Annotated in this window: 25 protein-coding genes and 1 riboswitch; of the genes, 10 read left to right on the top strand and 15 right to left on the bottom strand. The window is 55.4% G+C overall.

Annotated features, from left to right (window positions below; translation table 11 throughout):
* Window positions 1-28 precede the first annotated feature (28 nt).
* The gene (locus tag HMPREF1207_RS24170; protein ID WP_009672495.1) at window positions 29-703 is read right to left on the bottom strand and encodes an SOS response-associated peptidase; all 675 of its coding nucleotides are present in this window, start codon (window positions 701-703) and stop codon (window positions 29-31) included.
* A gap of 317 nt (window positions 704-1,020) precedes the next feature.
* Here HMPREF1207_RS24170 and HMPREF1207_RS24165 point away from each other — a divergent pair, with 317 nt between their 5' ends.
* The 6 genes from HMPREF1207_RS24165 (at window position 1,021) to HMPREF1207_RS24140 (ending at window position 7,677) form a co-directional block, all read left to right on the top strand.
* Window positions 1,021-2,898, top strand: coding sequence for an LTA synthase family protein (locus HMPREF1207_RS24165; protein WP_009672521.1), 1,878 nt, complete (start codon window positions 1,021-1,023; stop codon window positions 2,896-2,898).
* A gap of 243 nt (window positions 2,899-3,141) precedes the next feature.
* On the top strand, window positions 3,142-3,582 hold the full coding sequence (locus tag HMPREF1207_RS24160) for a MarR family winged helix-turn-helix transcriptional regulator (RefSeq protein WP_009672524.1): 441 nt from the start codon (window positions 3,142-3,144) through the stop codon (window positions 3,580-3,582).
* Window positions 3,583-3,588: 6 nt separating this feature from the next.
* Window positions 3,589-4,239, top strand: a complete 651-nt coding sequence (locus HMPREF1207_RS24155) for an efflux RND transporter periplasmic adaptor subunit (protein ID WP_009672433.1) — start codon at window positions 3,589-3,591, stop codon at window positions 4,237-4,239.
* Window positions 4,240-4,253: 14 nt separating this feature from the next.
* A complete protein-coding gene (locus HMPREF1207_RS24150) occupies window positions 4,254-5,903 on the top strand; it encodes a DHA2 family efflux MFS transporter permease subunit (protein WP_009672379.1) in 1,650 nt (549 codons plus the stop codon).
* Window positions 5,904-5,948: 45 nt separating this feature from the next.
* On the top strand, window positions 5,949-6,485 hold the full coding sequence (locus HMPREF1207_RS24145; RefSeq protein WP_009672476.1) for an NAD(P)H-dependent oxidoreductase: 537 nt from the start codon (window positions 5,949-5,951) through the stop codon (window positions 6,483-6,485).
* Window positions 6,486-6,510: 25 nt separating this feature from the next.
* Complete coding sequence (locus HMPREF1207_RS24140) at window positions 6,511-7,677, top strand: hypothetical protein (protein ID WP_009672405.1); 1,167 nt, start codon at window positions 6,511-6,513, stop codon at window positions 7,675-7,677.
* 98 nt (window positions 7,678-7,775) lie between these two features.
* Here the strand turns inward: HMPREF1207_RS24140 and pdxK are convergent, their stop codons facing one another.
* The 4 genes from pdxK to HMPREF1207_RS24120 all read right to left on the bottom strand — a co-directional run bounded on the left by pdxK (window position 7,776) and on the right by HMPREF1207_RS24120 (window position 11,518).
* Window positions 7,776-8,588 (bottom strand): pyridoxine/pyridoxal/pyridoxamine kinase, encoded by an 813-nt coding sequence (pdxK, locus tag HMPREF1207_RS24135; RefSeq protein ID WP_009672470.1) that lies wholly within the window; start codon window positions 8,586-8,588, stop codon window positions 7,776-7,778.
* 223 nt (window positions 8,589-8,811) lie between these two features.
* Window positions 8,812-9,339, bottom strand: a complete 528-nt coding sequence (locus HMPREF1207_RS24130) for a hypothetical protein (RefSeq protein WP_009672384.1) — start codon at window positions 9,337-9,339, stop codon at window positions 8,812-8,814.
* 131 nt (window positions 9,340-9,470) lie between these two features.
* Window positions 9,471-10,460 (bottom strand): L-glyceraldehyde 3-phosphate reductase, encoded by a 990-nt coding sequence (mgrA, locus tag HMPREF1207_RS24125; protein ID WP_009672508.1) that lies wholly within the window; start codon window positions 10,458-10,460, stop codon window positions 9,471-9,473.
* 392 nt (window positions 10,461-10,852) lie between these two features.
* The gene (locus HMPREF1207_RS24120; protein ID WP_009672516.1) at window positions 10,853-11,518 is read right to left on the bottom strand and encodes a YjgB family protein; all 666 of its coding nucleotides are present in this window, start codon (window positions 11,516-11,518) and stop codon (window positions 10,853-10,855) included.
* A 306-nt stretch (window positions 11,519-11,824) separates the two neighbouring features.
* Here HMPREF1207_RS24120 and HMPREF1207_RS24115 point away from each other — a divergent pair, with 306 nt between their 5' ends.
* Window positions 11,825-12,187: a VOC family protein gene (locus HMPREF1207_RS24115; protein ID WP_009672549.1), complete on the top strand. Its 363-nt coding sequence runs from the start codon at window positions 11,825-11,827 to the stop codon at window positions 12,185-12,187.
* Between the two features lie 77 nt (window positions 12,188-12,264).
* Here the strand turns inward: HMPREF1207_RS24115 and HMPREF1207_RS24110 are convergent, their stop codons facing one another.
* Window positions 12,265-13,497 (bottom strand): WD40/YVTN/BNR-like repeat-containing protein, encoded by a 1,233-nt coding sequence (locus HMPREF1207_RS24110; protein WP_009672486.1) that lies wholly within the window; start codon window positions 13,495-13,497, stop codon window positions 12,265-12,267.
* A gap of 359 nt (window positions 13,498-13,856) precedes the next feature.
* On the opposite strand from HMPREF1207_RS24110, the gene HMPREF1207_RS24105 reads away from it, so the two are divergent.
* Both HMPREF1207_RS24105 and HMPREF1207_RS24100 read left to right on the top strand, forming a co-directional pair.
* Window positions 13,857-14,726: a cation diffusion facilitator family transporter gene (locus HMPREF1207_RS24105; RefSeq protein ID WP_009672395.1), complete on the top strand. Its 870-nt coding sequence runs from the start codon at window positions 13,857-13,859 to the stop codon at window positions 14,724-14,726.
* 83 nt (window positions 14,727-14,809) lie between these two features.
* On the top strand, window positions 14,810-15,460 hold the full coding sequence (locus HMPREF1207_RS24100; RefSeq protein ID WP_009672485.1) for a hypothetical protein: 651 nt from the start codon (window positions 14,810-14,812) through the stop codon (window positions 15,458-15,460).
* A 175-nt stretch (window positions 15,461-15,635) separates the two neighbouring features.
* Here the strand turns inward: HMPREF1207_RS24100 and HMPREF1207_RS24095 are convergent, their stop codons facing one another.
* The 8 genes from HMPREF1207_RS24095 to HMPREF1207_RS24055 form a co-directional block, all read right to left on the bottom strand.
* A complete protein-coding gene (locus HMPREF1207_RS24095) occupies window positions 15,636-16,127 on the bottom strand; it encodes a cysteine dioxygenase (RefSeq protein WP_009672559.1) in 492 nt (163 codons plus the stop codon).
* Window positions 16,128-16,573: 446 nt separating this feature from the next.
* Window positions 16,574-17,404, bottom strand: coding sequence for an HAD family hydrolase (locus tag HMPREF1207_RS24085; protein ID WP_009672469.1), 831 nt, complete (start codon window positions 17,402-17,404; stop codon window positions 16,574-16,576).
* Entirely contained in the window at window positions 17,397-18,173 is a 777-nt protein-coding gene (locus HMPREF1207_RS24080; protein WP_009672525.1) for a DeoR/GlpR family DNA-binding transcription regulator, read from the bottom strand. Before HMPREF1207_RS24080 ends, HMPREF1207_RS24085 begins: the two co-directional genes overlap by 8 nt.
* Window positions 18,174-18,367: 194 nt before the next feature.
* Window positions 18,368-19,306 (bottom strand): L-lactate dehydrogenase, encoded by a 939-nt coding sequence (locus HMPREF1207_RS24075; RefSeq protein WP_256124048.1) that lies wholly within the window; start codon window positions 19,304-19,306, stop codon window positions 18,368-18,370.
* An 87-nt stretch (window positions 19,307-19,393) separates the two neighbouring features.
* Window positions 19,394-20,269: a hypothetical protein gene (locus tag HMPREF1207_RS24070; RefSeq protein ID WP_009672442.1), complete on the bottom strand. Its 876-nt coding sequence runs from the start codon at window positions 20,267-20,269 to the stop codon at window positions 19,394-19,396.
* Window positions 20,270-20,271: 2 nt separating this feature from the next.
* A riboswitch (cyclic di-AMP (ydaO/yuaA leader) is annotated at window positions 20,272-20,405 on the bottom strand.
* A 254-nt stretch (window positions 20,406-20,659) separates the two neighbouring features.
* Complete coding sequence (locus HMPREF1207_RS24065; protein ID WP_009672377.1) at window positions 20,660-21,199, bottom strand: DoxX family protein; 540 nt, start codon at window positions 21,197-21,199, stop codon at window positions 20,660-20,662.
* 59 nt (window positions 21,200-21,258) lie between these two features.
* Entirely contained in the window at window positions 21,259-21,465 is a 207-nt protein-coding gene (locus tag HMPREF1207_RS24060) for a hypothetical protein (protein WP_009672460.1), read from the bottom strand.
* Between the two features lie 87 nt (window positions 21,466-21,552).
* Complete coding sequence (locus tag HMPREF1207_RS24055; protein ID WP_016424039.1) at window positions 21,553-22,017, bottom strand: hypothetical protein; 465 nt, start codon at window positions 22,015-22,017, stop codon at window positions 21,553-21,555.
* Between the two features lie 17 nt (window positions 22,018-22,034).
* Here HMPREF1207_RS24055 and HMPREF1207_RS24050 point away from each other — a divergent pair, with 17 nt between their 5' ends.
* Window positions 22,035-23,105 (top strand): acyltransferase family protein, encoded by a 1,071-nt coding sequence (locus HMPREF1207_RS24050; protein WP_016424038.1) that lies wholly within the window; start codon window positions 22,035-22,037, stop codon window positions 23,103-23,105.
* 500 nt (window positions 23,106-23,605) lie between these two features.
* Here HMPREF1207_RS24050 and HMPREF1207_RS24045 read toward each other — a convergent pair whose 3' ends face one another.
* Window positions 23,606-25,957 (bottom strand): YcdB/YcdC domain-containing protein, encoded by a 2,352-nt coding sequence (locus tag HMPREF1207_RS24045; protein ID WP_009672408.1) that lies wholly within the window; start codon window positions 25,955-25,957, stop codon window positions 23,606-23,608.
* Window positions 25,958-25,968: the final 11 nt, after the last annotated feature.

Raw genomic sequence — 25,968 nt, 5'->3', positions numbered from 1 at the left:
TCCTTCCTTCTGCCTTGCCGCTGACCGGTCACTCTTTGATCCAGGCAACTTTTAAATTCATCTCTTCTATACAATGCGATTCGTCCAGCTCCAGGTTGGAAATGGCGGGCGTGACGGGATAGGCTTCCATCGCTTCGGCCGGAAAAGGCTTGAGCAGCGGGATCAGCCGGTCGGTATCCATCGCCCCCTGCGACATCCACTCTCCGATCGAATGCTGATTCAAAATAACCGGCATCTGGTTATGGAAGGAAGTGATCAGCGAGTTCGATTCCGTCATCAGCAGCGTACAGGTCCGAAGCTCCTTCCCTCTGGGGTCGCTCCATACATCATACAAACCGGCGATGCCGAAAACTTCACGACTCCGGGGCACCACGCGAACGGGAAAGCTTTTCTTCCCTTCCGTCTTCCAGTAGTAAAAGCCCGAGCACGGAACGATACAGCGCTGGCGCATAAAAATTTTACGGTAAGCAGGGTCCTGGTGAACCGACATCCCGTCCGCATTAACCGCATCTCTTGCCCAAAAGGGAACGAACCCCCACCGGTATTCATCCAACACAAGCTCCCCGTTTACGGAAACGATTATAGGCACATGCTGTCTGGGCGAGATGTTATACCGGGCTTTGTACGGAGCCGCTATCTTGTCCACTTGGAACCGGTTCTGAATCTCGGCTAAGTCGGCCGTCAGCGAATATTGTTTGCACATGGAAATCACCCTCCTTATGCGCTTTATTGTGCCGATTCCCAGGAAATATATTCTAATTTCACTTCCTTTTTTAGACAATTACCGACATTTTCAGACAAAAAAATTGGTCAATCTCCCTTTTTGGGGTACAATAGTCCAGAAGAATATGGGGGTTATCGGTCCTTTGTTAATAAATAGACTTTTTCAATATGAATGGGTATTGCATCAATTAAAGTCTTATATCCACGATTTGGATTGACATGTAAAGGGACACGTTCATAATTCCTTAATATTTTTCATGTATAAAAGTATAGATCGAAAGGAAAGGAGCCTATTGCATGAGCATTCGATGGAAAGAATGGTATAAAAGCATGTTTGTTTGGACGATCGTGCTGCTGCTTGCCAAGATGGCACTGTTCCGGATCTTGGTCTATGACAAACTGACCCTGGACAAAATTTTAATAGACGCCTTCGATGTGATGGTAGCAGCCTGTCTAATCGAGCTGTTCCGGCCCGGGCGTGTAAAAACGGCACTTTTTTGGATTTTTAACATTTTAGTCAGTTTGGCATTGCTCGCATCCGCTATTTACTTTCAAAACTTTGGAACAGTTCCCATCTACACAACGTTAAAGCAGCTAAATCAAGTGGGACAAGTTTCTTCATCCGTACGTTCGATTATGAGACCGGAGGACCTGCTGTTCTTCGTGGATATTCTCGTCGTTCTGCTGTTCAAACTCGTCGTGCGCAAAAAAACGAAAAGAAACTACGTGCCTTTCCGGCTTCCGACGCCGGTTACTTATGCTCTCATGATCGTGAGCGTTTTGCTGGCCTCGAGTTCCATAGCGGCCGCTTCCGGCACGAAAAACGAACTGAAAAAAGGAGAACAACTCGGTTTCTTCGCTTATCAGGCCGTTTCTTTGTTCGACGGGCTCCGCGCCAACCGAACCAATTACGCGGACATTTCCGAGGTGAAACAAAATCTGACGGAGCTGGAAGCCTCCTTCCCTCGCAGCGCCCCATTGGCGCAAGGTGCGGCGCCTAATTATTTCGGCACGGAAAAAGGTAAAAACGTGATCGTGGTCCAACTGGAAGCGTTCCAGAACTTCCCGATCAATCTTGAAGTGAACGGTCAGGCCATTACGCCGAATATGAATGAGTTGCTTAAGTCCAGCTTGTATTTCAACAACTTCTTCCAGCAGGTCGGGCAGGGCAACACCTCGGACGCCGAGTTTATTTCCAATACGTCCATTTACCCGACCGCAACCGTGGCCATGTCCAGCGGCTTCAACAACCGCGAGCTCCCCGGTCTGCCGAGAGCGCTCAACGCCCTCCAATACGAAACGAATACGTTTCACGTGAATGACGTCAAATTTTGGGACCGGGACAAAATGTATCCCGCACTCGGATTTAAACAGTATTTCGACAAACCGTCCTTTACGAACGATAATTTCAATGCCTTCGGCGCATCGGACGAAGAGCTGTACCGGACCGGCATGAAACGGCTCGTTGAGCTGAAGAATGAAAATCAGCCGTTCTACGCCCAGTTTATTTCGGCCTCCAGCCACCATCCGTTCAAAATACCCGCGGATAAACAGACGCTGGATCTGCCGGAGAACATCAAGGGCAAGCAGCTCGGTGACTATCTGGAAGCCGTCCATTATACGGACTATGCGATCGGAACCCTGATCAATCAGCTCAAAGAGAACGGCATGTGGGATAATACCATTCTCGTAATGTACGGGGACCACTTCGGCCTGCAACCGCAGGATAACGATCCGAAGATGGTCAGCGAGGCGCTCGGAATCGACTATCATGAGCAAATTTCCCGCTACAATATCCCGCTCATTATCCACGCCCCTTCCCAGCAGGAAGGCAAGCAGATCGAAACGGCCGGCGGCCAGCTGGATATTATGCCGACCGTAGCCAATCTGCTCGGCATCCGGCTGGAGGAAGCAGGCATTGTGCCGTTCGGGCACGATTTGCTCAACGTGACGAAGAACGTTTCCGGAATCCGGTACTACCTGCCGACCGGCTCCTTCGTCAACAACGATGTTCTATTCGTGCCGGGCGAAGGCTTCGACGACGGGACCGCGGTCTCGCTCAAAACGCACAAGCCCGTGGCTGATATCAGCCAGTACCGCAAAGATTACGACTACATCATGGACCTGATGCAGCTATCCGATGAATATGTGAAGCTGCTTCCCGTCCGCAAATAAAGGTTCGTCAAGGTAACAGGAACCGGGACATCCCGGAAAGCACCTGTACAAGAAGGCGGCGCCCTCCAAGGGCGTCGGCCTTCTTTCTTTTTTGGCCCGGAAGCGGCCTCGGCGCGATTGGATAGATGTGGAGAATCTTCCGTTTTGATTTGTTTGACTTGTTATTTATTCCGTAGCATAATATTTACTATCGAATGTTTCACTTGTGAATCATTAAACAGTGCAACGATAGGAGGCGAGAGCATGGAGAGCCCGCTTTACCCCATCTATACTTCTTTTCGTGAAGTTAATCAGACGATCAAGCGTATCCTTCGCACGAATGCGGAAGCGATGGGGTTATCCCATGTGCAGTTCACGATTCTTCGACTCCTGCAAAATTGTCCCGACACCAATGTGACGGAGTTGGCCGAGCGTATACAGCAGACGAACAGCTCGGTCAGTGTCGCCATCGAACAATTGGTCGGGATGGGACTTGTGAATCGGATTCGCAGCGACGAAGACCGCCGGAACGTCAAATTAAACTTGACCGATAGAGGTACGGAGAAGGTAAGGCTGTCAATGAATGAAGATTCGCATCTTTATAAACAGCTTGTGCGGATCTTGGAAGTCCCGCCTCAGGAGATTCAAAACATGCTGGACACGCACCAAAAAATTTTAGATCGGCTAAACGCCAAGGAGGAATAAAGTAAGATGGGTTACACCAGAATCGTTATCACCAACGTAGTTGTCATTATTGTTTTAATTGTCGCCGCTGTTACCGGCTATTATTTCTATAATCAGTCGACCACTTATATCAAAACCGAAAATGCGCAGATCGCCGGCCAGCAGATGCTGATTACCGCTCCCGCCACAGGCAAGCTTGAGGATTGGAAAGGGAAAGTCGGCCAAGTGTTTAAAGCCGGCGACGTGATCGGCACCGTTCAAACGGCCGGAGCTCAAGGAACTACCGCTGTGAACGTGTCTATGCCTGCCGACGGCACTGTCGTACAGACAAGCGCTTATGACAACGAAACCGTGGCTCCCGGCACACCGCTCGGTTATGCCTACAACATGGGCAGTCTTTTCGTAAATGCCAACATTGAAGAAACGCAGCTCAAAAACGTGAAAGTCGGCCAGACCGTCGATATCTATGTCGATGCTTTCCCGAACAATACGCTGACCGGAACCGTGAATCAGATCGGCCAGGCTACTGCCGGCACGTTCTCCATGCTTCCGCAAAGCAACAGCAACGCGAACTATACGAAAGTCACTCAAGTTGTCCCGGTTAAAATCATGCTGACCGATAATCAAGGGGTTGCACTCGTACCCGGTATGAGCGCCGAGGTCCGCATCCATAAGTAAGGAGCGATTAAGGAATGTCTGAAACAAAAGCATTAGTTGTCTATAAGGAGAAAGAACCCGAAGAGGACATGACGAAGCATCGTGGTACGGTGCTTCTCGTTTTAATTCTGGGTGCCTTCGTCACCATTCTTAATCAGACGCTTCTCAATGTGGCCCTGCCCCATTTGATGAATGATTTCAACGCGTCTGCGGACACCATTCAATGGCTGTCCACCGGTTACATGCTGATTAACGGGATTATTATTCCGATTTCCGCATTCCTGATCGGTACGTTTACGACCCGGCAGCTGTTCATCTCCGCGATGATTTCCTTCACCGTCGGCAGTTTGATATGCGGCATGGCGCCGAACTTCACCATTATGATGATCGGCCGTATCGTACAGGGCGCGGGCGCCGGTATTATTATGCCGCTCATGATGACCGTTATTCTGAACATCTATCCCCCGCAGGTACGGGGACGCGCCATGGGGACGATCGGGATCGCCATGTTCTTCGCTCCGGCTGTCGGCCCTACTCTGTCGGGCTGGATTATCGAGCACTGGACGTGGAGAATCTTGTTCTACGTCGCCATGCCGATTGCCATCGTCGATATTATTTTTGCTTTCTTTGTGCTGAAAAACGTCACGAAAGTAACGAAACCCGCATTCGACTTCCTCGGTTTCGTTACGTCCACGATCGGCTTCGGCTCGCTCCTGTACGGTATCAGTGAAGCCGGCAGCAAGGGCTGGGATTCCGTTCCTGTCGTTTCGACCATCATTATCGGCGTCGTCTTTATCGCTCTGTTCATCGTGCGCGAGCTGACCGCCAAAAACCCGCTTCTGAATCTGCGGGTTTTCAAGTACAACATGTTTTCCCTTAGTACTGTCGTCAGTTGTATCGTGAACATGGCCATGTTCGGGGCGTCTATCCTCGTTCCGATCTATGTCCAGAACATCCGCGGGTACAGCCCGATGGAAGCAGGTCTGCTTATGCTGCCCGGCGCACTCCTGATGGGGGTCATGTCGCCTATTTCAGGCGCTTTGTTCGACCGGTTCGGCATCAAGCCGTTGGCCTTTATCGGCCTTACCATCACGGCCATCACAACCTGGCAATTCGCTCATCTTAATGCGGATACGACCTATTCGACTCTGATGTGGCTGTACACGATCCGTATGTTCGGCATGTCGTTCATTGCGATGACGATCATGACGACCGGACTCAACCAACTGCCCAGAGAGCTGGCGAGCCACGGAACGGCGGCTTCCAATACGGCGCGCCAGATCGCCTCTTCCATCGGTACGGCGATTCTGGTTACCATCATGACAAATCGCACAACCTATCATGTCGGACAATATGCCAACGACCTGTCTTTATCCAACCCGAACTACAATCCGTCCGGGCTGGACAGCATGGGTGCCGCATTCGCCCAGCAGATGGGCCAGTCCCTTGCGGCAGGCAAAGCGTATGCCAGCCAGGTGCTGTACGGGCTCGTTACGAAGCAATCGACGATTCAAGGTATCAATGACGCCTTCGTCGTCGCAACAGGACTTACGATTGTCGCATTGGTTGTCTCCTTCTTCTTCCGCCGCGTCGCTCACGGCAAATCCGCCAAGAAAAAATTGGCCGAGAAGCCGGCAGAACCGATTGAATTGACGGATTCGAGAGGACAAACAGCGCGGGTGTAACATCCGCGCTTTCTCATTTGACCCTGTCAGGAAAGGAAGTCTATTATGAAAATTTACGTAGTTTACGACAGTGAAAGCGGCCATACGGAAGCCCTCGCCCGCTCCATCGCGGAAGGCGCAGCCGCTCATCCGGAGGCGGAGGTTCTGCTCCATCACGTTAACGAGGCTCGCATAAGCGACCTGGAAGACGTGGATGCGATCATCTGGGGCTGTCCGGGCCATTTCGGCACGATCAGCTCCGGGCTGAAGAGCTGGATCGACAAGCTCGGCTACATGTGGGCCAAAGGCGAGCTCATCGGGAAAGTCGGCGCCGCGTTCTGCACAACGGCCACTGTCCACGGCGGCATTGAAATGACGCTTTGGAACTTGATTACACCGATGCTCCACAACGGCATGATCATCGTCGGCCTGCCGAGCAACGTACCGGAAAATGTGCTTTACGGCTCCTATTACGGCGTCGGCATCACTTGTCCGGTCGAAGCGTCCAAGGATGCTCCCCCCAACCTGCCGACCGAATCGGATCTGGCTCTGGGACGCGCCCTGGGCAAACGGGTTGCCGATATCGCCCAAAAGCTAGCCTAAAGCGTTAAGGAAAGGATGATACCCGTTGGACTTATTTTATTTTCTGGCCATTGTGGTCATCGGCCTTCTGGTGCTCATCCCGGTTAACCTGAAGTTGTTCCGCAAATCGGCGCAAAGCCAGCAGCCGGAGAAACCGGCCGAGGAGCCAGCTTCCGGTAGCCGGGTCAACGACTTAACGGACGGACACGCTCCCGAAACCGCCGAGCCGCATGGAGAAGTTCTTTCTGCAGATGTCGGAACAAGAGCCGCTGCACCTGCAGCCGCTCCGGACCTTACGGACACGGCCGGTGCCGGCACGCATCCCGATAGCCTGGAAGAACAGCACGCACCGGAACTGACCGTTCCGAGCGCTTCTTCCCGGGAGCCGGATACCGCCCCTGCACGTCCGGGCACGGCTGCCGCTTCCGCTTCTGCTCCTGTAGAGCAGGAGGAAGCTCGCTTCGCCCCTGCGGCCGAGGAGGCCTTCCCTCCGCTCGCGCAGCCGGAGGCCGAGCCGGAGCTGCCTCCGCGCAGCCAGCGGCACGCGGGCCACACGCACGGCCGCAAAGCGTCGCTGCGCGGCAGCAGCATCCGTCCGGCGGCGCAGACTCGGCGTGCCGAGGAGCCGCTGCCGGAGGAGCCGCCGCTTGAAGCGGCCGAGCCGTCCGCAGCCGGAGCGCTTGCCTCCGCGGACGCCGCAGGAAGCGGCGCTGCGGAAAGCGCGGCCGCTTCCGCCGGGGAAACGCCGCGGCTGCAGCTGCACCCGTTCGCGGACCGGAAGCGCAGCTCCGAACCGCTGCTCGCGGATGGCGCGGACGGCGAAGCCAGCCTTCGGGCGGACGAAACGCCAGTGATACGCCGGGCGCCGTCCGCCCCTGCGGCCGCAGCCGGCAGCACCTCGGCAGCGGATCGCGCGCCGTCGGGCGTTCCAGTGCCGCATGCCGCCGAGCTACCCGCCGAAATGACGGCGGCGGCTCCCGCTGCCGCGGCCGCAAGGTCCGGATCAGCGGGTGAAGACCGCGGCGTCCATTCGGACATGGACTACCGCGACGCGCTTCGCCGCGGACTCCGTCCCGAACCGGAGCCGGAAATCGTGCCGGAACCGCCGAAAGACGAGAAGTACGACGACCGGAAATACCGGGACACGCTCCGGGATATGTTCCGTGAAGCGGCGAAGAACGCCGGAAACGGCGGTACGGACACCCGCAAGTAAGGCCCTGACCCAGTAAACGCGCAAAAACCCGCATACGGAGATTTTCTCCGCATGCGGGTTTTTGTTCTGTGCAAGTCAGCCTGAACGATGAAAACTGCTCAGTTTCCGCCGCCGTACACACGGTACGCCGAATGAAGCGTCGGGCCTACGTACTGGTTCAGCGGGAACGAATGACGGATCGCTTCGGTGATGAAAGCTTTCGCCGTGCGAACCGCTTCTCTCACGGATTTGCCTTTGGCGAGCTCCGCCGTAATCGCCGCCGAATACGTACAGCCTGCGCCGTGCGTATTCGTCGTTTCGATGCGCTCGGACTCCAGCAGCTCGAACGTCTCGCCGTCGTACAGAACGTCGACCGCTTTGTCGTGCTGAAGCTTGCCGCCGCCTTTAACGAGCACATATTTGGCGCCGAGCTTCTTGATCGCCGCAGCCGCTTCCTTCATATCTTCCACGGTGCGCAGTGGAGCGTGTCCGCTAAGCTGGGCCGCTTCGAACAGGTTCGGCGTCACGATCGTGGAACGCGGCACCAGGACGTCGCGCAGGCTGACGGTCGTCTCGGGATGAAGCGCCTCGTCGTTGCCTTTGCAGACCATAACCGGGTCGATCACGACATTTCCGACGTTCTCCCGGTCGATGGTACGGCCTACGAGTTCGATGATTTCAACCGAGCCGAGCATGCCTGTTTTCATGGCATCCACGCCGACTCCGTGAAGAACCGTCTCCAGCTGCGGCGCAAGCACCTCGGTGGAAATCGGGAAAACCTGATGGGCCCAGCCGTTGTGCGGGTCCATCGTGACAATCGTGGTCAGGGCGGTCATTCCGTATACGCCGCGCTCCTGGAATGTTTTCAGGTCGGCTTGAATGCCGGCTCCTCCGCTGGTATCGGAACCCGCAATCGTTAATGCTTTGTACATAGTCTTGTCCTCCTTGCGATAAGGTCTTCGTTGTCGAATCCGGGTGCGGTTTTGTAACGATCCAACTCGAAAATCGTCTACTCTCTATCCTACGGCACGGTGTGAAAATGTGCAATATGCCCGTGAGCCTGCAGGAGCCGACAGTTGTTGCCATCCTAAATCGAAACGAAAAAACCGCCTTTCGGCGGTCTTTCGCGTAACAGCGTACCCTGAACGGGACACCTTACAGCAAATTTTTGAAATCGTCCGCGGATATGCCCTCTTCCACCGCAAACTCGAAATCGTCCACATCGTAAATCTGCACCGGAATTTCCGCCTGAATGATTTTTTCCACCAGCTCGACCTGATCGGTCAGCATAGGCACCTTCTCGTGCAAGGCGGTCAAAATCAGTTCGGTTTCCACCGGATCGAACGATTCCCCGTAATGAGCGTTGTCCACGGAATTAATAACCGTGAAGGATACCATATCGTTCACGAGGATCGGCGGGCTTTTACGCCACGGAACGGTCAAGGCCCGTTCGATTTTTTTCTTGTTCAGCGGATCCTCGAAAAAAGTGATCAGCTCTCCGATCATCTCTTTTACATGCGCGTCCTCCTGCGGATCGGGCATAACCGGCTCCGGGCTGTCCTTCAACTCGTACAACTCGGCAACGGTGGAGTAAGGCAGAATATACTCTACCGGACGCCCGGGCACCAGCAGTTGTCCATATATGGCAACCAGGACGGACTCGATAATAAAGCGTCGGCCCATCGTTTCTTCCCCCTTTGTAAATCGGCACAGCCAAAATAGTCAACTACCATCATAACACTTCCTGTAGGGTCCTTCCAGCATTATGGGAATATTTTGTCCGGCCGAGGGTACGGCAAGGAGAAGTTCTCTTTTCAGGCAAGCACGGATTCGATCAGGTCCAGTTCGTCCCCGGAAAAGCCGAGATTGGCGACAACGGCCGCGTTCTCTTCGATCTGGCCCGGCCGGCTTGCGCCGATCAGCGCCGAGGTCAGGCGTCCCTCTCTCAGCACCCAGGCAAGCGCCATCTGGGCCAGGGTCTGCTTACGGTCGCCGGCGAGCTCGTTCAGCCTCCGGATTTGTTCCAGCTTCTCGTCTGTCACGTCTTTTTCCTGCAGGAAGACCGACGGTTTGGCCGCGCGGGAATCCGCAGGAACTCCGCCCAGGTATTTGGTCGTGAGCAGCCCTTGCGCCAGAGGACAGTAGGCAATGCTTCCGACGCCATTCTCCCGCAGCACGTCCTGCAGTCCGTTTTCGATCCACCGGTTGAACATGGAATACGACGGCTGATGAATGAGCAGCGGCGTCCCCAGCTCTTTCAGAATACGGACCGCATCGGCCGTCTGTTCCGCCGTATAATTGGACACGCCGACATAGAGCGCTTTGCCTTGTCTGACTATCGAATCCAGCGCCATCATCGTTTCTTCGAGCGGCGTTTCGGGATCGAATCGGTGGGAATAAAAAATATCCACATAATCGAGCCCCATCCGTTTCAGACTCTGATCCAGACTTGCCGTCAGATTTTTGCGCGATCCCCACTCCCCGTAGGGACCTTCCCACATAAGATATCCGGCCTTCGAAGAAATGATAAGCTCGTCCCGGTAAGGCGCAAGGTCCGTTTTCAGCATGCGGCCGAAATTCTCTTCCGCCGAACCCGGCGGGGGCCCGTAGTTGTTCGCAAGATCGAAATGAGTAATTCCCAGATCAAACGCTTTTCGGATCATCGCGCGGCCGTTCTCGTACGAATCCGATCCGCCGAAATTGTGCCAAAGGCCTAGTGAAATAACCGGCAGCTTCAAGCCGGAGCGGCCAACCCGATTGTAAATCATGGAACCGTAGCGATCCTTATCCGCCAAATAATACATGAATAACAGCACCTCCGAAGATTACGTGATAGAAATGACTCAGGTACGTCGGAACTTTTTTTACAAAGCTCTACAGAAAAACCGGTACATACAAACCTACGCATAGACAATTACGCTAATGGTGTTCCCCGTGTTCCCAATCGAAACCTTTTGCATGAAGAAAAGTGCGGGCGATAGCCATATGACCCGGCAGGATTGGGGTGTGCCCGGCCCCAGGCCAGCGATGCCGGATAATAATGGACGAGCAGACGGTCCACGGCCGCTTGCGTATCCACAAACACAGGCTCTCTCCACTGGAATTCGCCCGCAAGCTTCATTTACCTGCCGAAGCGCTTTATATAAATCAGGTAAGAATCAAAAAAAGCAGTTCCCTTACGGGAACTGCCTGACTTTTATCCGGCCATCAGATTTTTGGTATCCTCGGGACTGTATACCGAGATGTGATCCACCTTGCCGGTCGATTTCGGGATAACGAATTTCAACTGATACCGGCTTCCGGCTCCGTACGTATAAATCGTGTCGCCGCCGTTGACCGTTACTTCCGCAGGCTCGCCGAGCGTCTGTTTGATATCCGCTAGAGCAAGCTGCTGCAGAGCTTTGTCATAGGAACGGACATCGAAGATCAGCATCCCTTTGTTAAAGCCGAAAGCGACTCCGCGCTTCGTATAGGTCGCATATTGGCCTTTTCCTGCGCTTTCCTGCTTGTCGGGCTTGCCCCATTTCTTCTCCACGTCGTCAATAAGTCCCGTGTGGGCGGCATATTCCACGCCCGCAATCTGACCTTTGCGCGCCAGCTCCATTATCCCTTTAACTTGCGCCGCTTTATCGGAACCGGTCGAACCCGCTTCGCCCGGTTTGGCCGACGGAGCCGGCGTTGCGCTCGGTGGCGGGCTCCCGCTCGGACTCGCGGACGGAGTCGGTGCAGCGGATACGGTTGGCGCGGCCGTAGGACTGGGCACGGCTTTCGAATCCGAACCACATGCCGCCAGGGCAAGCGGCAGGGACACAACGGCTGCCATCATCAGTATGCGGCTTTTGTGCGATAAGTTTGAGTTCATGACTTCAATCACTCCTCGGAACGGTTTCAGGGAGTCAGCGCTCCCCTTTCTTCTCCCGGCTGCGATCGGTGGATCTGACGTTGGCCGGGTCCGCGTTACGGTTGGCCGAATCGGTTTAAGGCTGGCCCAACGGTTTGCGGTTTGCGGTTCGTCGGGTCCGGATCAGGATCAGTTCGGGGTCCGGTTCGGCCGGTTTCGCTAGCTTCCTTTTCTCCCTGCCGATTTGATCTCGGACGGGAGCTTGACTATACTAAGGCTGGATACACCATCCAGATCCTATGTCAAGTATACTCCAGGAGGACAACCATGATCAAACAAGCGGGCACGATTGCGGTTTATGTGGATGACCAGCAGGCATCCCTCAAATTTTGGACGGAGCGGGCCGGGTTCGCCGAAGTCGCCAACCATCCGATGGGTCCCGATGCGTCCTGGATAGAAGTTGCGCCGCCCGGCGCCCAGACACGCCTCGTGCTTTATCCCAAGTCCATCATGCCGGGGTGGGAAGAGCAGAAAGCCGCCGTCGTTTTCGAGTGCGACGATATTCAGGAAACCTACAAGACGTTGTCCGCCAAAGGCGTCCGTTTTCTCGAAGCGCCCAATCAAATGCCTTGGGGAACCTACGCGCGTTTTGAGGATATCGACGGAAACGAATTTTTGCTGAAACAATAGGATTTCAGGAAAATCCGATTGAACCAGCCAGCCGTACAAAAACACCCGCCTTTAAGGACGGGTGTTTTTGTAACATTCTATAAAACGGACCACGATTTACCGCCGTCTTTGGTCTGTACGAGAACGGACCTCTTCTGATCCTTCGTTTCGAGAAGAATCCAGCCCACATTTTCCGAAATAAATTGGAGCTGCGTCAATTGCGGGTATTTGCTCCACGTTCTGGACAAAATTTTGTCCTCGTTCAGCGGCGCCCACGTTTTACCTTTGTCGGTCGTATGGTAGACGATATTTTTATCCAGGTACCACCCGTCGGTCTCGCTCAGGAAAAAAGGCAGCGTGAACGCGTTGGACTCTTTGTCGGTTCCGACTTTGAAAGGCGCGTAATTCCAGTTGACGCCCCCGTCCTCCGTGAACAAGCCGTGGAACTGATCCGCCTCGCTGCTCGGGCAGCTGAACGGAATCCAGCCTTTGCTGCGGTCCGATCCGAAGAATACCGGCTGCAGCACGTCCACAACCTCGCAAGCTTCGCTGCTGCGGGCTGCGGCGATCACCTTGCTTTCCTTCCAAGTCCGCCCGCCGTCCTCGCTCCGGTACATTTTCGGCTGTCCTTTCACTTCCATGGAGAGCCAGCCTGTCCGCAGATTCTGAAAAGTCAGCCCGGTAATGGTCCCTTCCTGGGGAAGCTGGGCATCGGCGGTCCGCTGCCAGGTCGATCCTCCGTTGGAGGTGGAGTAAAGAATGTGGCCGGAGTCCGCTTTGGACGGGTCCGTGATGCTGAGCATCCAGCCGTTCTGCGGCGTCTGAAAATCCAGCACGACGGGATTCATCTGTTCGGGCAGATCCACGGCTTTCCAGCTTCCTCCCCCGTTCTCCGTCTGCCAGATTGTGGTCTGTTTGCCCTCCAGATCGCTGCGGACGATCCATCCTCTCTGCTTGTCGAGGAAAGATATCGCTTGTCCGTAGCCCGGTGAAAATTTAAAATTACCGGCTGACGGCGGGGATACGTTCTGCCAGGTCTGCCCGCCGTCCAGCGTCCGGTACATACGCAAAGACTGATTCGTCACGCCCCAGGCGTAGCCCGTCCTTTCATCGATCAGATGAAAATCGAGCAGCCTCGTCTGGATCTGAAACTCGGAAGGCGTATCTTTCTTGGTGTCCGCTCCCGGTTTTACCGTCGGCTGCGGTTCGGGAGTCACCGTAGGTTCCGGCGCCTGAGGCGCTTTCGCCTCGTTGGAGCCAGTACTCAGGCAGCCGCTTAACATTCCTGCAAGCAGCAGGCCTATCAGGAGCAGGGTGCTTCTGCGAATCATGCTGATACCTCCTAACCGATCAAATACAACCCTTTGTATAACCCTGTTGGTGTGCCCGTTTGTATGCCGTTTTGCCGGCAATCGGCGCTCTTTCTATGGATAACATCCCTACATAAAATTTCGCGGGGTTAAATACCTCACTCTATTGTAAAGAATTTTTCGCTTTCATTCCACCCCCCGGCGAATCAGGTGCCTGAATAGCGCTCCATTTTCCTCTCTCCGAAAGTTGTCCGGCACCAACATAGTGGACCCGGCCCATGTTTTCAGCCGGGGGTCAACACTGTTTCTCTAGACCCACACGGGTATCGTCCGGTACGATAGAAGTCCAGAACTAAAGCAGGGCAATGGAGGCAGCGCAAGTGGAAGCATACAATGACTTAAAACAAGGCGAACGGGGTGCCTGGACATCCATTGTCGCCTATATCGCACTGACTGTGCTTAAGCTCGGCATCGGATATAAGGCCGGTTCGGAAGCGCTCACGGCCGACGGTCTCAACAATGCCACGGATCTGATCGCTTCCGTGGCGGTCCTCATCGGGCTGCGGATCTCCCGCAAACCGCCTGACAGCGATCACCCTTACGGCCACTTCCGCGCCGAAACCATCGCGGCGCTCATCGCTTCTTTTATCATGTTTGCCGTCGGCATTCAGGTATTTATCCAGGCGATAAGCTCTTTCACAGGACCGAAGCTGGAAGCCCCCGGCTTGCTTGCCGCTTGGGTCGCTTTGCTGTGCGCGGCGGTTATGTACGGGGTGTACGCCTACAATATCCGGCTTGCCCGCAGGATCAACAACAAAGCGCTGCTGGCCGCCGCTTACGACAACCGTTCCGACGCTTTCGTCAGCCTGGCTGCATTCGCGGGCATTATCGGTGCGAGGCTCGGGCTTCCCTGGCTCGATCCCGTTGCCGCCGTTCTCGTCTCCTTGCTGATCTGCAAGACGGCCTGGGGCATTTTCATCGACGCCGCTCATGCCTTAACGGACGGCTTCGACGACAAGAAGCTTGTGCTCTATAAACAGACGATTGCCGGAACACCCGGTGTGGAAGCCATCGAAGACGTCAGAGCCCGCGTTCACGGCAATCAGGTGCTTCTCGACGTCGTAATCGTCGTGGATCATCAGCTGACCGTCGCCCAGAGCCACGATATCGCGGAGGACGTGGAGCAGCGGATGCTCCGCAAGCATAAAGTCGGTCATGTGCACGTGCACGTCGAGCCGACCCGGATGTAAAGCGTAGACGATTTTCTCTTGAACCTGACGCTGCGTCATGTGTTATTCTCCAAGCATAGACATGAAGCAGAGGTGATCGTCGGATGTTGGATTTTATTTTACAGTACAAGTGGGCGTTCTTTATCGGAGGAGAAGCGATTTTCTGGGTCAGTATCGCGTGCTTTCTCCTTCTTCGCTACGTCTGGAATTATCGGAAGCTAAGCAAGCTGTTTATCCTGCTTTTCCTGCTGAGCGACTTGTGGATGGCGGCCATCGGTTACCTGGATTACAGACGGACCGGACAATTCGAGACCTTTCAGCTGGTGATCCTGATCTTTCTCGCTTACGCGCTGTTCTTCGGACGGAACGATCTGCGCAAGTTGGATGCCTTTATCGCCAGAAAGACGGCCAAATGGCGGGGAATACCGGCAAACGAACTTCCTCCCGCGGAGCTTAAATTAACGGGAGCCGCACATACACGCCGCGAGCTGAAAAACTTCTCCGTTCATTTCGCTCTCTATGCCGCCGTTACGGCCGTCCTGATCGTGATGTACGGAATTTTGCCTGCGGAATCGCTTCCTCCCGAACCTTCGGGTCCGCTGGCGCTCCGCCTGGCCCTGGCCGGAATCGTGAACCACGAGACTGCTGCATCCGTTTTGAAAGTATGGAGTCTCATCCTGGCCGTTGACGCCGCCATTACGTTGTCGTATGTGATTTTTCCCAAAAAGCCGAAAAAGACCGCGGCTTCGGGGTAGCGTTTTGTACCCGGCGTGGTCGTTATAAAGGCTCGGGCGTCCGGCCGCTTGAAAGCAGCTCAAAAAGCCCTGGATGAAGCAGGGCTTTTGTTTTTTTTGCACGACCGCTGCCGTAGACGCCGCACCTATCCTCGGATTCAGCCGGGCCGGCAGGGTGCAGAATCACGGGTGAACATCAGATCACGAAATCGAGCACCTCGCGGTAGGGCAAGTACGCTTTAGTCCCTGTTAAGGGAGGCGAATACACGTGGAGGCTTACAATCCGCTGCTCATGCTCGTTGCGCATTTCGTGAATTTGCCCGCGTGGTGCATACATACACTCCCCGCCGGCGACGGGAGCCGCCATAAAAGGCTCGGGATAACCGCCCCGGTCCAGTTCGTACCACACATTGAGCATCTCGCCTTCAATAACGCGGGCGCAGCCGATCGAAGACCCGTGATCGTGAATAGCCGTTTTGCTGTGCCCCGGCAGATGGATCACGACGACCTCCACATCGGCAGTCCGCAGCAGCACATGCCGGCCGTAGGCCAGCCGCTCCGGCTCGGTAACGTGCGGGGCGATTTTGTCTCTCGTCAGAGACAAGGCTTCCAGCCCGGCCCTCAGCTCGTTCATCGTCGGTTTTTTTAACCCGCCGAACGATTGTTCAATCGATTGAAGCAGATTCATGCCGCATCCTCCTGTATATCAGGTATTCTTATGGAATGAATAACGGGAATTGATATCAGGATATGGGCGGAACAGCAGATTGGTGCCTGATTGCGGCAGCCGAATATTCAAAGGAGTCCGGCGTGCGGGGCTCCGCATCGTTAAAAGGCCCGTCCGGATATCCCGGACGGGCCTTTCGCGTTGTTATCGTTGGCCGTCATCGTGCCACACCGGGGCACAGGGTACTGCGCGCCGGGTAAGCCTGCACGGGCGGCACCACTCCCGCAAAAAGCCTGCGGACCCGGCAGGATCACGCTCCCGCTCCGGAAAGCTTCCTTTCCGCGGTGGATTACGCTCCTGCCGGGTCCGCTCCGGCTGACGAACACCGCCGGCTGTCCTGCCGCTGCAGGTACGGACGGGGCTGGCTTCGAAAGCCGGGAAACTTCTGACGACCGGCAGCCCGGTCGTCAGACCTGCGCTTCCGCCGCCTCATTGCCGCGGCGGCTGCGGTTGTGCTCCAGAACGGCCGTCACCGCTTCCGCCACCGACGAAGTCGTATGACCCGCTCCCGCCTTTACCTCATCCCGGCTTTTCATCATCGCGAAGCTGTGAGGCGTCAGGGCGAACATCGGCAGATCGTTATAGGAATCGCCGACGCAGGCGGCCTCGTCATGCTTCAGCCCCAGCTCTTTAAGCAGCCGGGCCAGACCCGTCCCTTTGGAAATCCCCGCCGGCATCAGGTCCATACAGTCATGATCGGAAATGACGGCTTCCACGCTTCCCGCATATTTTTCCATCAGTTCCTCGCGAAAAGACAGAAGCTTCTCCATTTCGCCGAACAGGGAGAACTTGCAGGGCTTTACCTGCCCCGAGCGGATCTCCCGGCCGATATCGGCCTGATGATGGACGGGGCTGAGCTGACGCTCTTCATAAGGCCGGGAAGCGTCCGTACTTTTATGAAGGCGGATCGTTTCGTCCGAGCAGCAGACGAAGAATACCATTTCCCGTTTCGAGACAATCTCGAACAAGTCGGACGCGCGGTCCGCCGGGAAATGCGAGGCATCCAGCTGCTCTCCTTCTCGGGTGTAAACCGCGGAGCCGTTCTGGCTGATGCCGTATGCCTCGACCCCGACACGGTTCATAATCTTCCGGATATCGGGATACAGCCGGCCCGATGCGATGCAGATCTGCACGCCCTGTCCGGCCGCCTCCCGCAGCATACGGGCATCCGCTTCCGCAACTTCCAGATCGGCATTCATGAGTGTACCGTCCAAATCCGTTACGATTAATTTAATCATGCTGATTGTCCCCCTCTACGATGAGCAGCTCCACATCATGCCTTTCCAGCAAGCGGAGCATACTTTCTTCCGGTTCCCGGTCCGTCACGATCACATCCAGATCGTCCAAACCCGCAACTTTATAAAACAACTGCTTGCCGAACTTCGTATGGTCCGCCAAAACGACGACACGGTCGGCTCTGCGGATCATTTCGCGTTTGATGGAGCCGTCCTCTTCATGCGGATAAGACAATCCGTCCGGACTGATTCCGCAGGCGCCGAGAAAGAGGGTATCGACGTAATAATCCGCCAGCTGCGCCAGAGCGGTCGCTCCGAACAGAAACCGGTGCTCCAGCTCAAGCTGCCCGCCGAGCATATGCACCTTCAAGCTTTTATTGTCCGCCAGTTTCGCCGCAATATCGATGGAATTCGTCACGACCACGTTGCCTGTCGTCCGAATGTGCTCGGCGACCGTCGCAACCGTCGTGGATGTGTCCAGAAACAGGTAATGCCCGTCGCGGATCAACTTGGCGGCTTCCCGGCCGATCTGCCTCTTCTCGTCCGGAGCCCTCTGCATCCGGTCCTTATAAGCGGTCACCGCGCGGTTAAGGGTCGGCAGCATAGCGCCTCCGCGGGTCCTTACAATGAGCCCGAGCTCATCCATCCGGACGAGATCCCTGCGGGCGGTGTCCCGCGACACGTCAAATCTGTCGCAGATTTCCTTGACGTCCATCCGCTGATGTTCCCTTAAGTATTCCATAATCGCTTCGATTCGTTCTTCCTGAAACATATCGGCACACCCTTAAGTGAATTCATGCAAAACGATAATTGTTTATAAGTAATTATAAGCATTCATAAGTGAACCTGTCAATTAAATCGTACATCTCCTTAAAAAACATTTACAGCATACAAAAAAGCGGCTGATTTCCAGCCGCTTTTTCAACGTTTTATTCACATGCTCTATACTTGTTCATATCTCTCCGCTTACAGGCGTTCCGAAATCGAATCGATCATTTCCCGGATCTTGGCTCCCGATTTGCGCAGATTGTTCTCTTCCTCTTCACTTAAGGGCAGCGTGATAACCTCCCGCACGCCCGTACGGTCCACAATGCACGGAACCCCGAGATAAACGTCGGACAACCCGTGATAATTGGAAACAAACGTCGAAACGTTCAGCACCGCGCCTTCATCGCGCAGAATCGCCGTACAGATCCGGTCAAGCGCCAAAGCGATCGCGTAATACGTCGATCCCTTCGCCTCAATAATCTGGTAAGCCGCGTCCCGCGTATTTTGGAAAATTTCGTCCTTATCCTCTTGATTCAGCTCGAGAGGCAGTCCGGCAAAATTAGCCAAGCTCCACAAAGGCACTTCCGAGTCTCCGTGTTCCCCGATAATCGCCGCGTGAATGCTGCGCGGGTCCACTTGAAGCTTCTCGCCGATCAAATAGCGGAAACGCGCGCTGTCCAGCAAAGTTCCCGAGCCGATGACACGGTTAACGGGCCATTCGGACTTTTTCCATGTAAAATAAGACATGATATCAACCGGGTTGGTCGCCACCAGAATAATGCCTGTCTGGTTGTACTTCGTCACATTCTCGACGATGCCGTTAAAAATGTCGACGTTGCGCTTGAGCAGATCGAGACGGGTCTCCCCTTGCTTTTGCGCGACGCCCGCACAAATAATGATAATATCGGCGCCTTCACAGTCGGAATAGTCCCCTGCCCATACTTTTACCCTGCCCGTAAACGGCAGGCCGTGGTTCATATCCAGTGCGTCCCCGTTCGCTTTCGCGTGATTATAATCGATGAGGACAAGCTCGGACATCCGCTCTCTGAGCAGCAGGGTGTACGCCGTAGTGGAACCTACGGCACCGGTTCCGATGACAACGATACGTGATTTTTTAGATGTTTCCCGGTTGTTCAATTCGTTAGTAGACACAAGAACCTCTCCTTTCAGGGGAATTCTGGTATTATTGTAGGCGAACTCCCCCCCAAAAGCAAACGTTCCGTCCTATAAAACGACAAAATAAGCGCGGGATTCTTCAAAAAGCACCGGCTGATCCAGCTGAAATCCGGTGCCGGCTATACGCTCGCAAGCCTGCAACGGGGCAAGGCGCGCCGGTTCGGGGCTGCTGCCCTCTTCCAGCCAGTTGGCTCCCAGCACTGCAGCGGTATGCTCCCATAGGCAGCAGGCCGGACCAATCAAATAATCTTTATGCATCGCCAGCGCCATTCCTTCCTGCCGGAGCATGCACGCGTTGCGCAAATCATCCAGCAGAGAGCCGCAGCAGCCGGGGTGTAGTTCCCGCTCGGCTTGGAAGCGCCCGCTTACCGGAAACTCGCGGTCCGCCACAGCGTGGCCGAAGCCCGCAGCCTGCCAGACGCGAGAAGAAACGTGCGATTCCGTGTCCGGCCAAGTGCCGCCGTCACTCCGGGCAGCAGCCGTTTCCAGGCGGAAGGAGCCGTTTCCGGAACGTCCGGCGCTTCCGAAGCTGCTGAAGCCACTGAAGCCGCTGAAGCTTCCGAGAACGTCCACGAACGGTTTGCCCTGCGATCGGGCCTTCAGATCGTACAAGGCCATTTCCACCAGATCCGCCTTCACATTCCCCCAGAGAACGCGGTACAAGCGGACAGTGTCAAGCGCTTGAGCCAGCGTGCTTTTTTGAAGGCGGTACAGAAACCGGGCCCAATTCACAAGATCGAAAACCTTCTCGTTCACAGACATCAAACATTCTCCCCAGCCTGTCTCTCCGCCCTCGTCCGTGAGTTTGAGCAGCCCGTACCTGCAGTTCTCGAGCTTTCCTTTGGCATGATGGTAACAGCAGGGTACATCGAATTCAAACAATTCAATCCGGATAATTCGTCGGTCCATTTCTTCCTTTTCCACTCCTTTTCTCCCAATGACGCTTGCGAGGTTAGCTGCCGGGTTCGGATTTGAGAGGCCCCTACGGAAAAAAACATTCCGATTCACCCCAGTTCGTGGGTCCCCCGCTTCTCTTACGAGAATTAAGCGCGCAGATGAAGATGATGGTATGGCCGCCTCCGGGGTCCGGACATGGTGTCCGAAGCCCGATCTGACGGACCATGAGAGTATGTTACTCCCGCGAATCGGGCCTGTAAACAACCCCGGAGGACAGCCCGCTGCCATTCTATGCCATGTAACCCTATTCATTTGAGTGTTGCTTCTTCAAGCTGATTCAAGCTCATTCTTTCTCCGTTAAACAAAAAAAAGCTCCGGATACCCGGGGCTTTTTTTGAAGAGCGTTTTATAGTCCGATCAGATATGGGCGCGTGTCTTGCCTCCTCCAAGGGTAGGGTTTGCGCCGTGATCTCCGCGATGGCGAAGGAGCTTGCGGAGGTAAGGAAGGATGTAGTAGTCGGCTCCGAACTTGCCGGCGTTGGCTCCGGCGGCGATGACGATAACACCGAGCAGGATCATCCAAGGGTTAGTGCTTACGGTACCTGCGAAGAGGAACATGAAGTTCATCAGAACCCCGAAGAATGCTGCCGCCGTTGTCAGTGCGCCGAGGACAAGACCCAGTCCTACCAGAAACTCTCCGAGCGGAATCAGTACGTTAAACAGTTTGGCGTTCGGCAGTGCAAAGTTTTCCAGGAATGCGGTGAAGGTCGGATAGACCAGCTCATTGGTCGCTTTATCGACAATCGGCTTCGCTACCGCGCCTTTCAGGAAGCCCGTGGCGTCAAACCCGCCTGTCAGCTTGTGCCATCCTCCCGTAATCCATGCGTATCCGAGATAGAAGCGGAGGATCAGCATCAGACCTGCCGCATAAACGTTCGTTCTTAACCAGTTAAACATATGAATTTCCCCTTTCAAGCTGCGTATTCTGTATTGGATGTTGAGTGTGTTTCCTTTATTTAGAGCCAGTACTGCTCGATCAAGCCGCATTCCGCTTCCAGAGGAAGAGGAAGTCCGGTTTCGCCTGCTTTTTGCGCCTTGGCGGTTTGCCAGGTCTGCACACAGTCGAAGCACAAATCCTTATAACCCTCGGGGTGTGTCTGAAGCCGGGCGCCGCATGCCTGACAGTGTGCGGGTGCTGCGTTTACAAGATGAAGGGCGGTCATGATACTCGCATCCTTTCGTTTATCCCGTATTTTATTGTGAATATTTTCACATTGTTAGCCGTAAAAAGCTTTCTTCTTCTTCCTGAACTATTCAGGAAGATCGGATGAGCCGGCGGAGCCTTCAGCTCTGGATACCAGTGGCTTTAACCGGCAGTCTTCGCAAACCCAGGGGGACTCTGTTTCTTTGGCAGCGAGGATACCGGAACCACACTGCGGGCATCTTCCTTGCTGAACTTGCGGGTCAGCTGTCTCTCTCATGGCTCCTTCACCTTCTTTCGTGTGTTGTTCTCTCTTTCTGACTTTAGTATAGTCCTCCCCAAGAGGGATGTATGTGATATTTATCACACTTAGCCCAAAATAAGTGATTATAATCATGTTCAAGCATTCTTCATAATGAAAGCCGTTACTTAATAAGGGCATGTGAATAATATCACAATCTCTTATAACAAGAAGTTCTATACTTTCTTTAGAAAGCCAAATTCCCGTAACAGCCGCATCCAGGCAGGTTTGGCTGCTTGCGTTTCTTCTATAGTAATAAAACCAAATTTGCACAAAGCGAGATGACTCCTATGCGAAACCCGACTGCCGTGTTTTTTACCAATGTCCGTTTTTTCCTGATTCTGCTGGTTGTTCTGGTCAACCTGCTGCTTACCCTTCCCCCTCTGCCGGAGGCAGCGCAAGCTATCGTGACCGCCATCTTCACTTTTCATCTGCCGGTGTTTGTCCTGGTAACCGGTTATTTCGCCAAAAAGTACTGGCAGACACCCGAGGCGGCAGCCGGTATGCTGCGGATCGCCCTGCAGTATCTCTTCTTTCAGACCCTGTACTCGGTCCTGGATCTGTTCTGGCTTCACAGCCCCGGCATCCGGTATTCGTTCTGGCTCCCGTATTGGATGCTCTGGTTTCTAACCGCGCATTTCGGCTGGAAGCTTCTGCTCATCCCGTTCGCCCGGCTCAAGCACCCGGTGGCCGCCGCCGTCCTGCTCGGCGCGGCAGCCGGCTTCCTGCCGGCGGAAGCGGGCGCGTGGCTCGGCTTGACGCGCACGCTCGTCTTCTTCCCGTTCTTCCTCGCCGGATACTACTGGCGGGAAGAACGGGAGCCCCGTCGGCGCACGGCCCCGCAGCGCCGCGCGATCCGGGCCGCCGCGGCGCTGCTGCTGCTGGCGCTGCCCGCGTTCTGGCACGCGGCGGGCGCAGACACCGCCGCGCAGTGGCTCGCCGGCGGCGGCAGCTACGCGCAGCTCGGCGTTCCCGCCGCGGCGGGAACCATGCTGCGCCTCGGCTGCTATGCGGCGCAGGCCGCCGCATCGGCCGCGTTCCTGCTGCTGCTCCCGCGCGCGGAAAGCCGCTTGACCGTCCTCGGAGGACGGACGGTCTATGTCTTCCTGCTGCATGGCGCCGCCATCAAGCTGCTGGGCGCAGCCGGGCTCCTGCAGCTGCTCGCCCGGCTGATGGACGCGGGAGCGGCGGGGGCTGCCGCGGCTCTTGCGGCGGGATGCGCGGCTGCGGCCGCGATCGTGGCCGCGCTGTCGACTCGCTGGTTCGCCGCGGTCATGCGGCCCTGCATCGAGCCGGACGCGGCCCGGGCCCTTCGCTGGCTGCAGCGGAGGCTGCCCGGCCGGGCGCGCAGCACGTACTAGCCGCCGCGCAGGTCCGGCAGCGGCTTGGAGTCTCCGCAGCGTTCGTGTTTCAAACGCGCGATGCGGTGCCAAGCGGCGGCAGGTCAGCCGCGTGTCTGGTGCGTCAGGTTCCATCGCACACCGAAGCCGTGCTTTCAACGCCAGCCGCGTAGCCTGGGTGTAAGCCGACTCCTATCCAGCCGGTCATGGACTATACCGGCGCGACTCATCTGCGAGGCATCAACAACCGCATCCCAATAAGCCCGGCCTGAATGATTCAGGCCGGGCTTATTCAATGCCGTTATGTTAACCTCATTTCCGGACTGTATGGGCCCCGCTTGCTCCGCATTGTTCGCGTTATCTTACAACGTTTTTTCAACTACTCTTTAGGACTTCGTTAATGTCACGACTGAGCCGCACTCTCTCTTAGCGCCAGCTTACGCCCCTATCGCTCATTTCGGCGCTTCGTTCATCTCGCAAAGCCGGATCTGCTTCGTCTTAGTCCCAGGCTCTACCGCCGTTTAATAAGCTATCGGCTGATCCGTTTTGCCTTGAAGCCCCGCCATCCTCATCAGAACGACGGCCGCCTGCGCCCGCGTTACTGCATCCTGCGGTCGGAATTCGCCTCCGATATCCTGCAGCAGGCCCAGCTTCATGACGAGGAAAACATCGGCTTTGTTTTTGACGCTGCCTTCATCTGTGACGGCAAGCTTGCCGAGCGGCTTATCCAGCAAGGACGACAGTTTCTCGTACCGGAGCTCGTTCACAAGCGCCGATGCCAGCTTCTCCCGCGTAAAAGGCTCATCCACGCCGAGCTTCCTGTCCGGGTCCGGCTGCAACCGGTTGATATCCGTCAGCAGACTGACGGCCCTGTAGTACGGGCTCCCCGGCTGCACATCCGCATAAAGTGCCTCAGCCTTCCGGTAGCTCTCTCCGTAATACGAATCCGGCCTGATTCCGCGGGTGAACATCGTCAGCCAGTCTCCGTAAGTAAGAACGGCATCCGGGTTCAGATTACCGTCCGCATCCGGAACGAGAACTTGGAGACGGACGAGCTCCGCCAACTCTTTTTGCGCCCAGTGCCCCGTAATATCTTTCCCCTCGGACGGCTTGGCGGCCGCCGGGACCGGCCTCAAATCACGCAGCTTACCGGACGCGGCATCGAGCACCTGCCAGGCCGACTCTGCCTCAGAACCTTGCCGGTAGACAAGCAGCAGTTTTCTTTCCTTATCGTCGCCGCCGCCCGTATAAAACGCTCCGTTCATCGTATAGGACAAGCTCACCCGGCCGTCAGCCTGGAGCCGCTTCAACGCCTCTTCCTTCGTTACGACAGCAGGCTTCACCGCCTTCAAAGCTTCCTCAATCGCTTCCTGCTCATAGGGAAGCTGGAGGGTATAGAGACTTCCGTCTCCGTTCAAATGAAGGATAATCTGCTGATCCTGGACGGGAATCCCCTTATAGACCCGCTGAAACTGGTACGTAAACGGTTCGTTTTTCTTAGAGGAGGCGTTGTCCTTTACCGCACTGTTCTTCTTCACCAGTTTCCAATTTTCAGAAGCCTGTGGAACGAGTTCGTCAAACAATTGGAGCGCTTTCGCATCCGCGGATTCCGTCGGTATGCTTCGCGGCTTCACAGTAGGATTTTGGTTCCAGGGCGGATAAATCCCGTTCTCGCTAAGTTCCAGGATTTGACTCGTCCGGGTGTCGACAATCGCATGGGTATCGTTTCCGTTCTCGTCCTTCCAATTCAGACTCCAGACGAGCTGCCCCGGCGTACGCCAGCCTTCCTGCTCGGACTTCTGGACAAGGTTGCTTCCCTCCGGAACGTAACCCGTCGCTTTTACGAGTTCCGCGGCTTGCTCCGCACTTAACGGTGCTCCCGTATGCGCTTTGAAAGAAGCTCCTGTTTTCGGGACATCCGCGTAGGCCGAAGTGCCGTACGCGGCATACAGTCCTTCAAAAACATACTCTCCGGTTTGAGCGTCGACAGGGGCATAAAATAACGGGTTCCGCACATAACCGAGTATCCATTCTTTTGGGCCCGATCCGTTCTGAAGCTTCACATATTGCAAGTCGACCGCAAAATCCTTCTTATATTTGGCCGCGACTTCCCGCTCGCTTATTTTGGGAGTCGGGGAAGGATACGAGCTTTTGTGCAGACTGGCTTGCAGCCCCGTAACCCGGCCGTCCCCCCTCACCTGAACGTTGATGCCTTCGAAATCGACAAACAGACCGTTCACTTTACGTCTGAATGAAAAATCGTACAGGACCGGACCGAAAAGCGCGCTTTGCGAACCGTAGGAAAGAGAGGGTTCCAGCATATCGTTTTGCAAGGACGGAATCGCCTTTTTCACAAGCTCCAGCGCGATCTGGGCAGCTTTCTCCTGGTTGACTGCCGGCGGATAAAAGCTCTCTTCCTCTTTAATCCATTCTCCGGGAAATGAAGTCGACCAAACATCTCCTGTCAAGGCATCCACCACACTGTGAAAGGAAGAAGTGGAATTCCCCTTCGTCACGGACCAGGATAGGGTCCATACAAGCCTCGGAACAGGGGGATAGCGAACTGTCGACTCACCTAGGCTCGCAGACGATACTTCCGCATTTTTCAGGTCGGGAAATAATTCCCTCAGTCTGTCGATCGCCTGTTCCTTTGTAATCTTTGCCTCTTTCTCCCGCTTGGCGCTGCCTGAGGGATCGGCCGACGGGACCGGTCCGCTTCCGGACACGATTTTCGCGTCTTCCTGAAACCTGTACGCCGGAGCGGAGTCATTCGCCGCATTTGTCATGCCGGGCAGCAGAAGACCGACTCCAAGAGAGCCGGCCACCGTAAGCATACCCGCTTTACGCAAGCGGGACGCGCGTTTGTCGTTCATCTAATTCCCTC

The organism is Paenibacillus sp. HGH0039, from assembly GCF_000411255.1.
GTDB lineage: Bacteria > Bacillota > Bacilli > Paenibacillales > NBRC-103111 > Paenibacillus_F.
The sequence above is the reverse complement of the archived record's forward strand: the minus strand, read 5'-3'. Positions and strand labels throughout refer to the sequence as shown.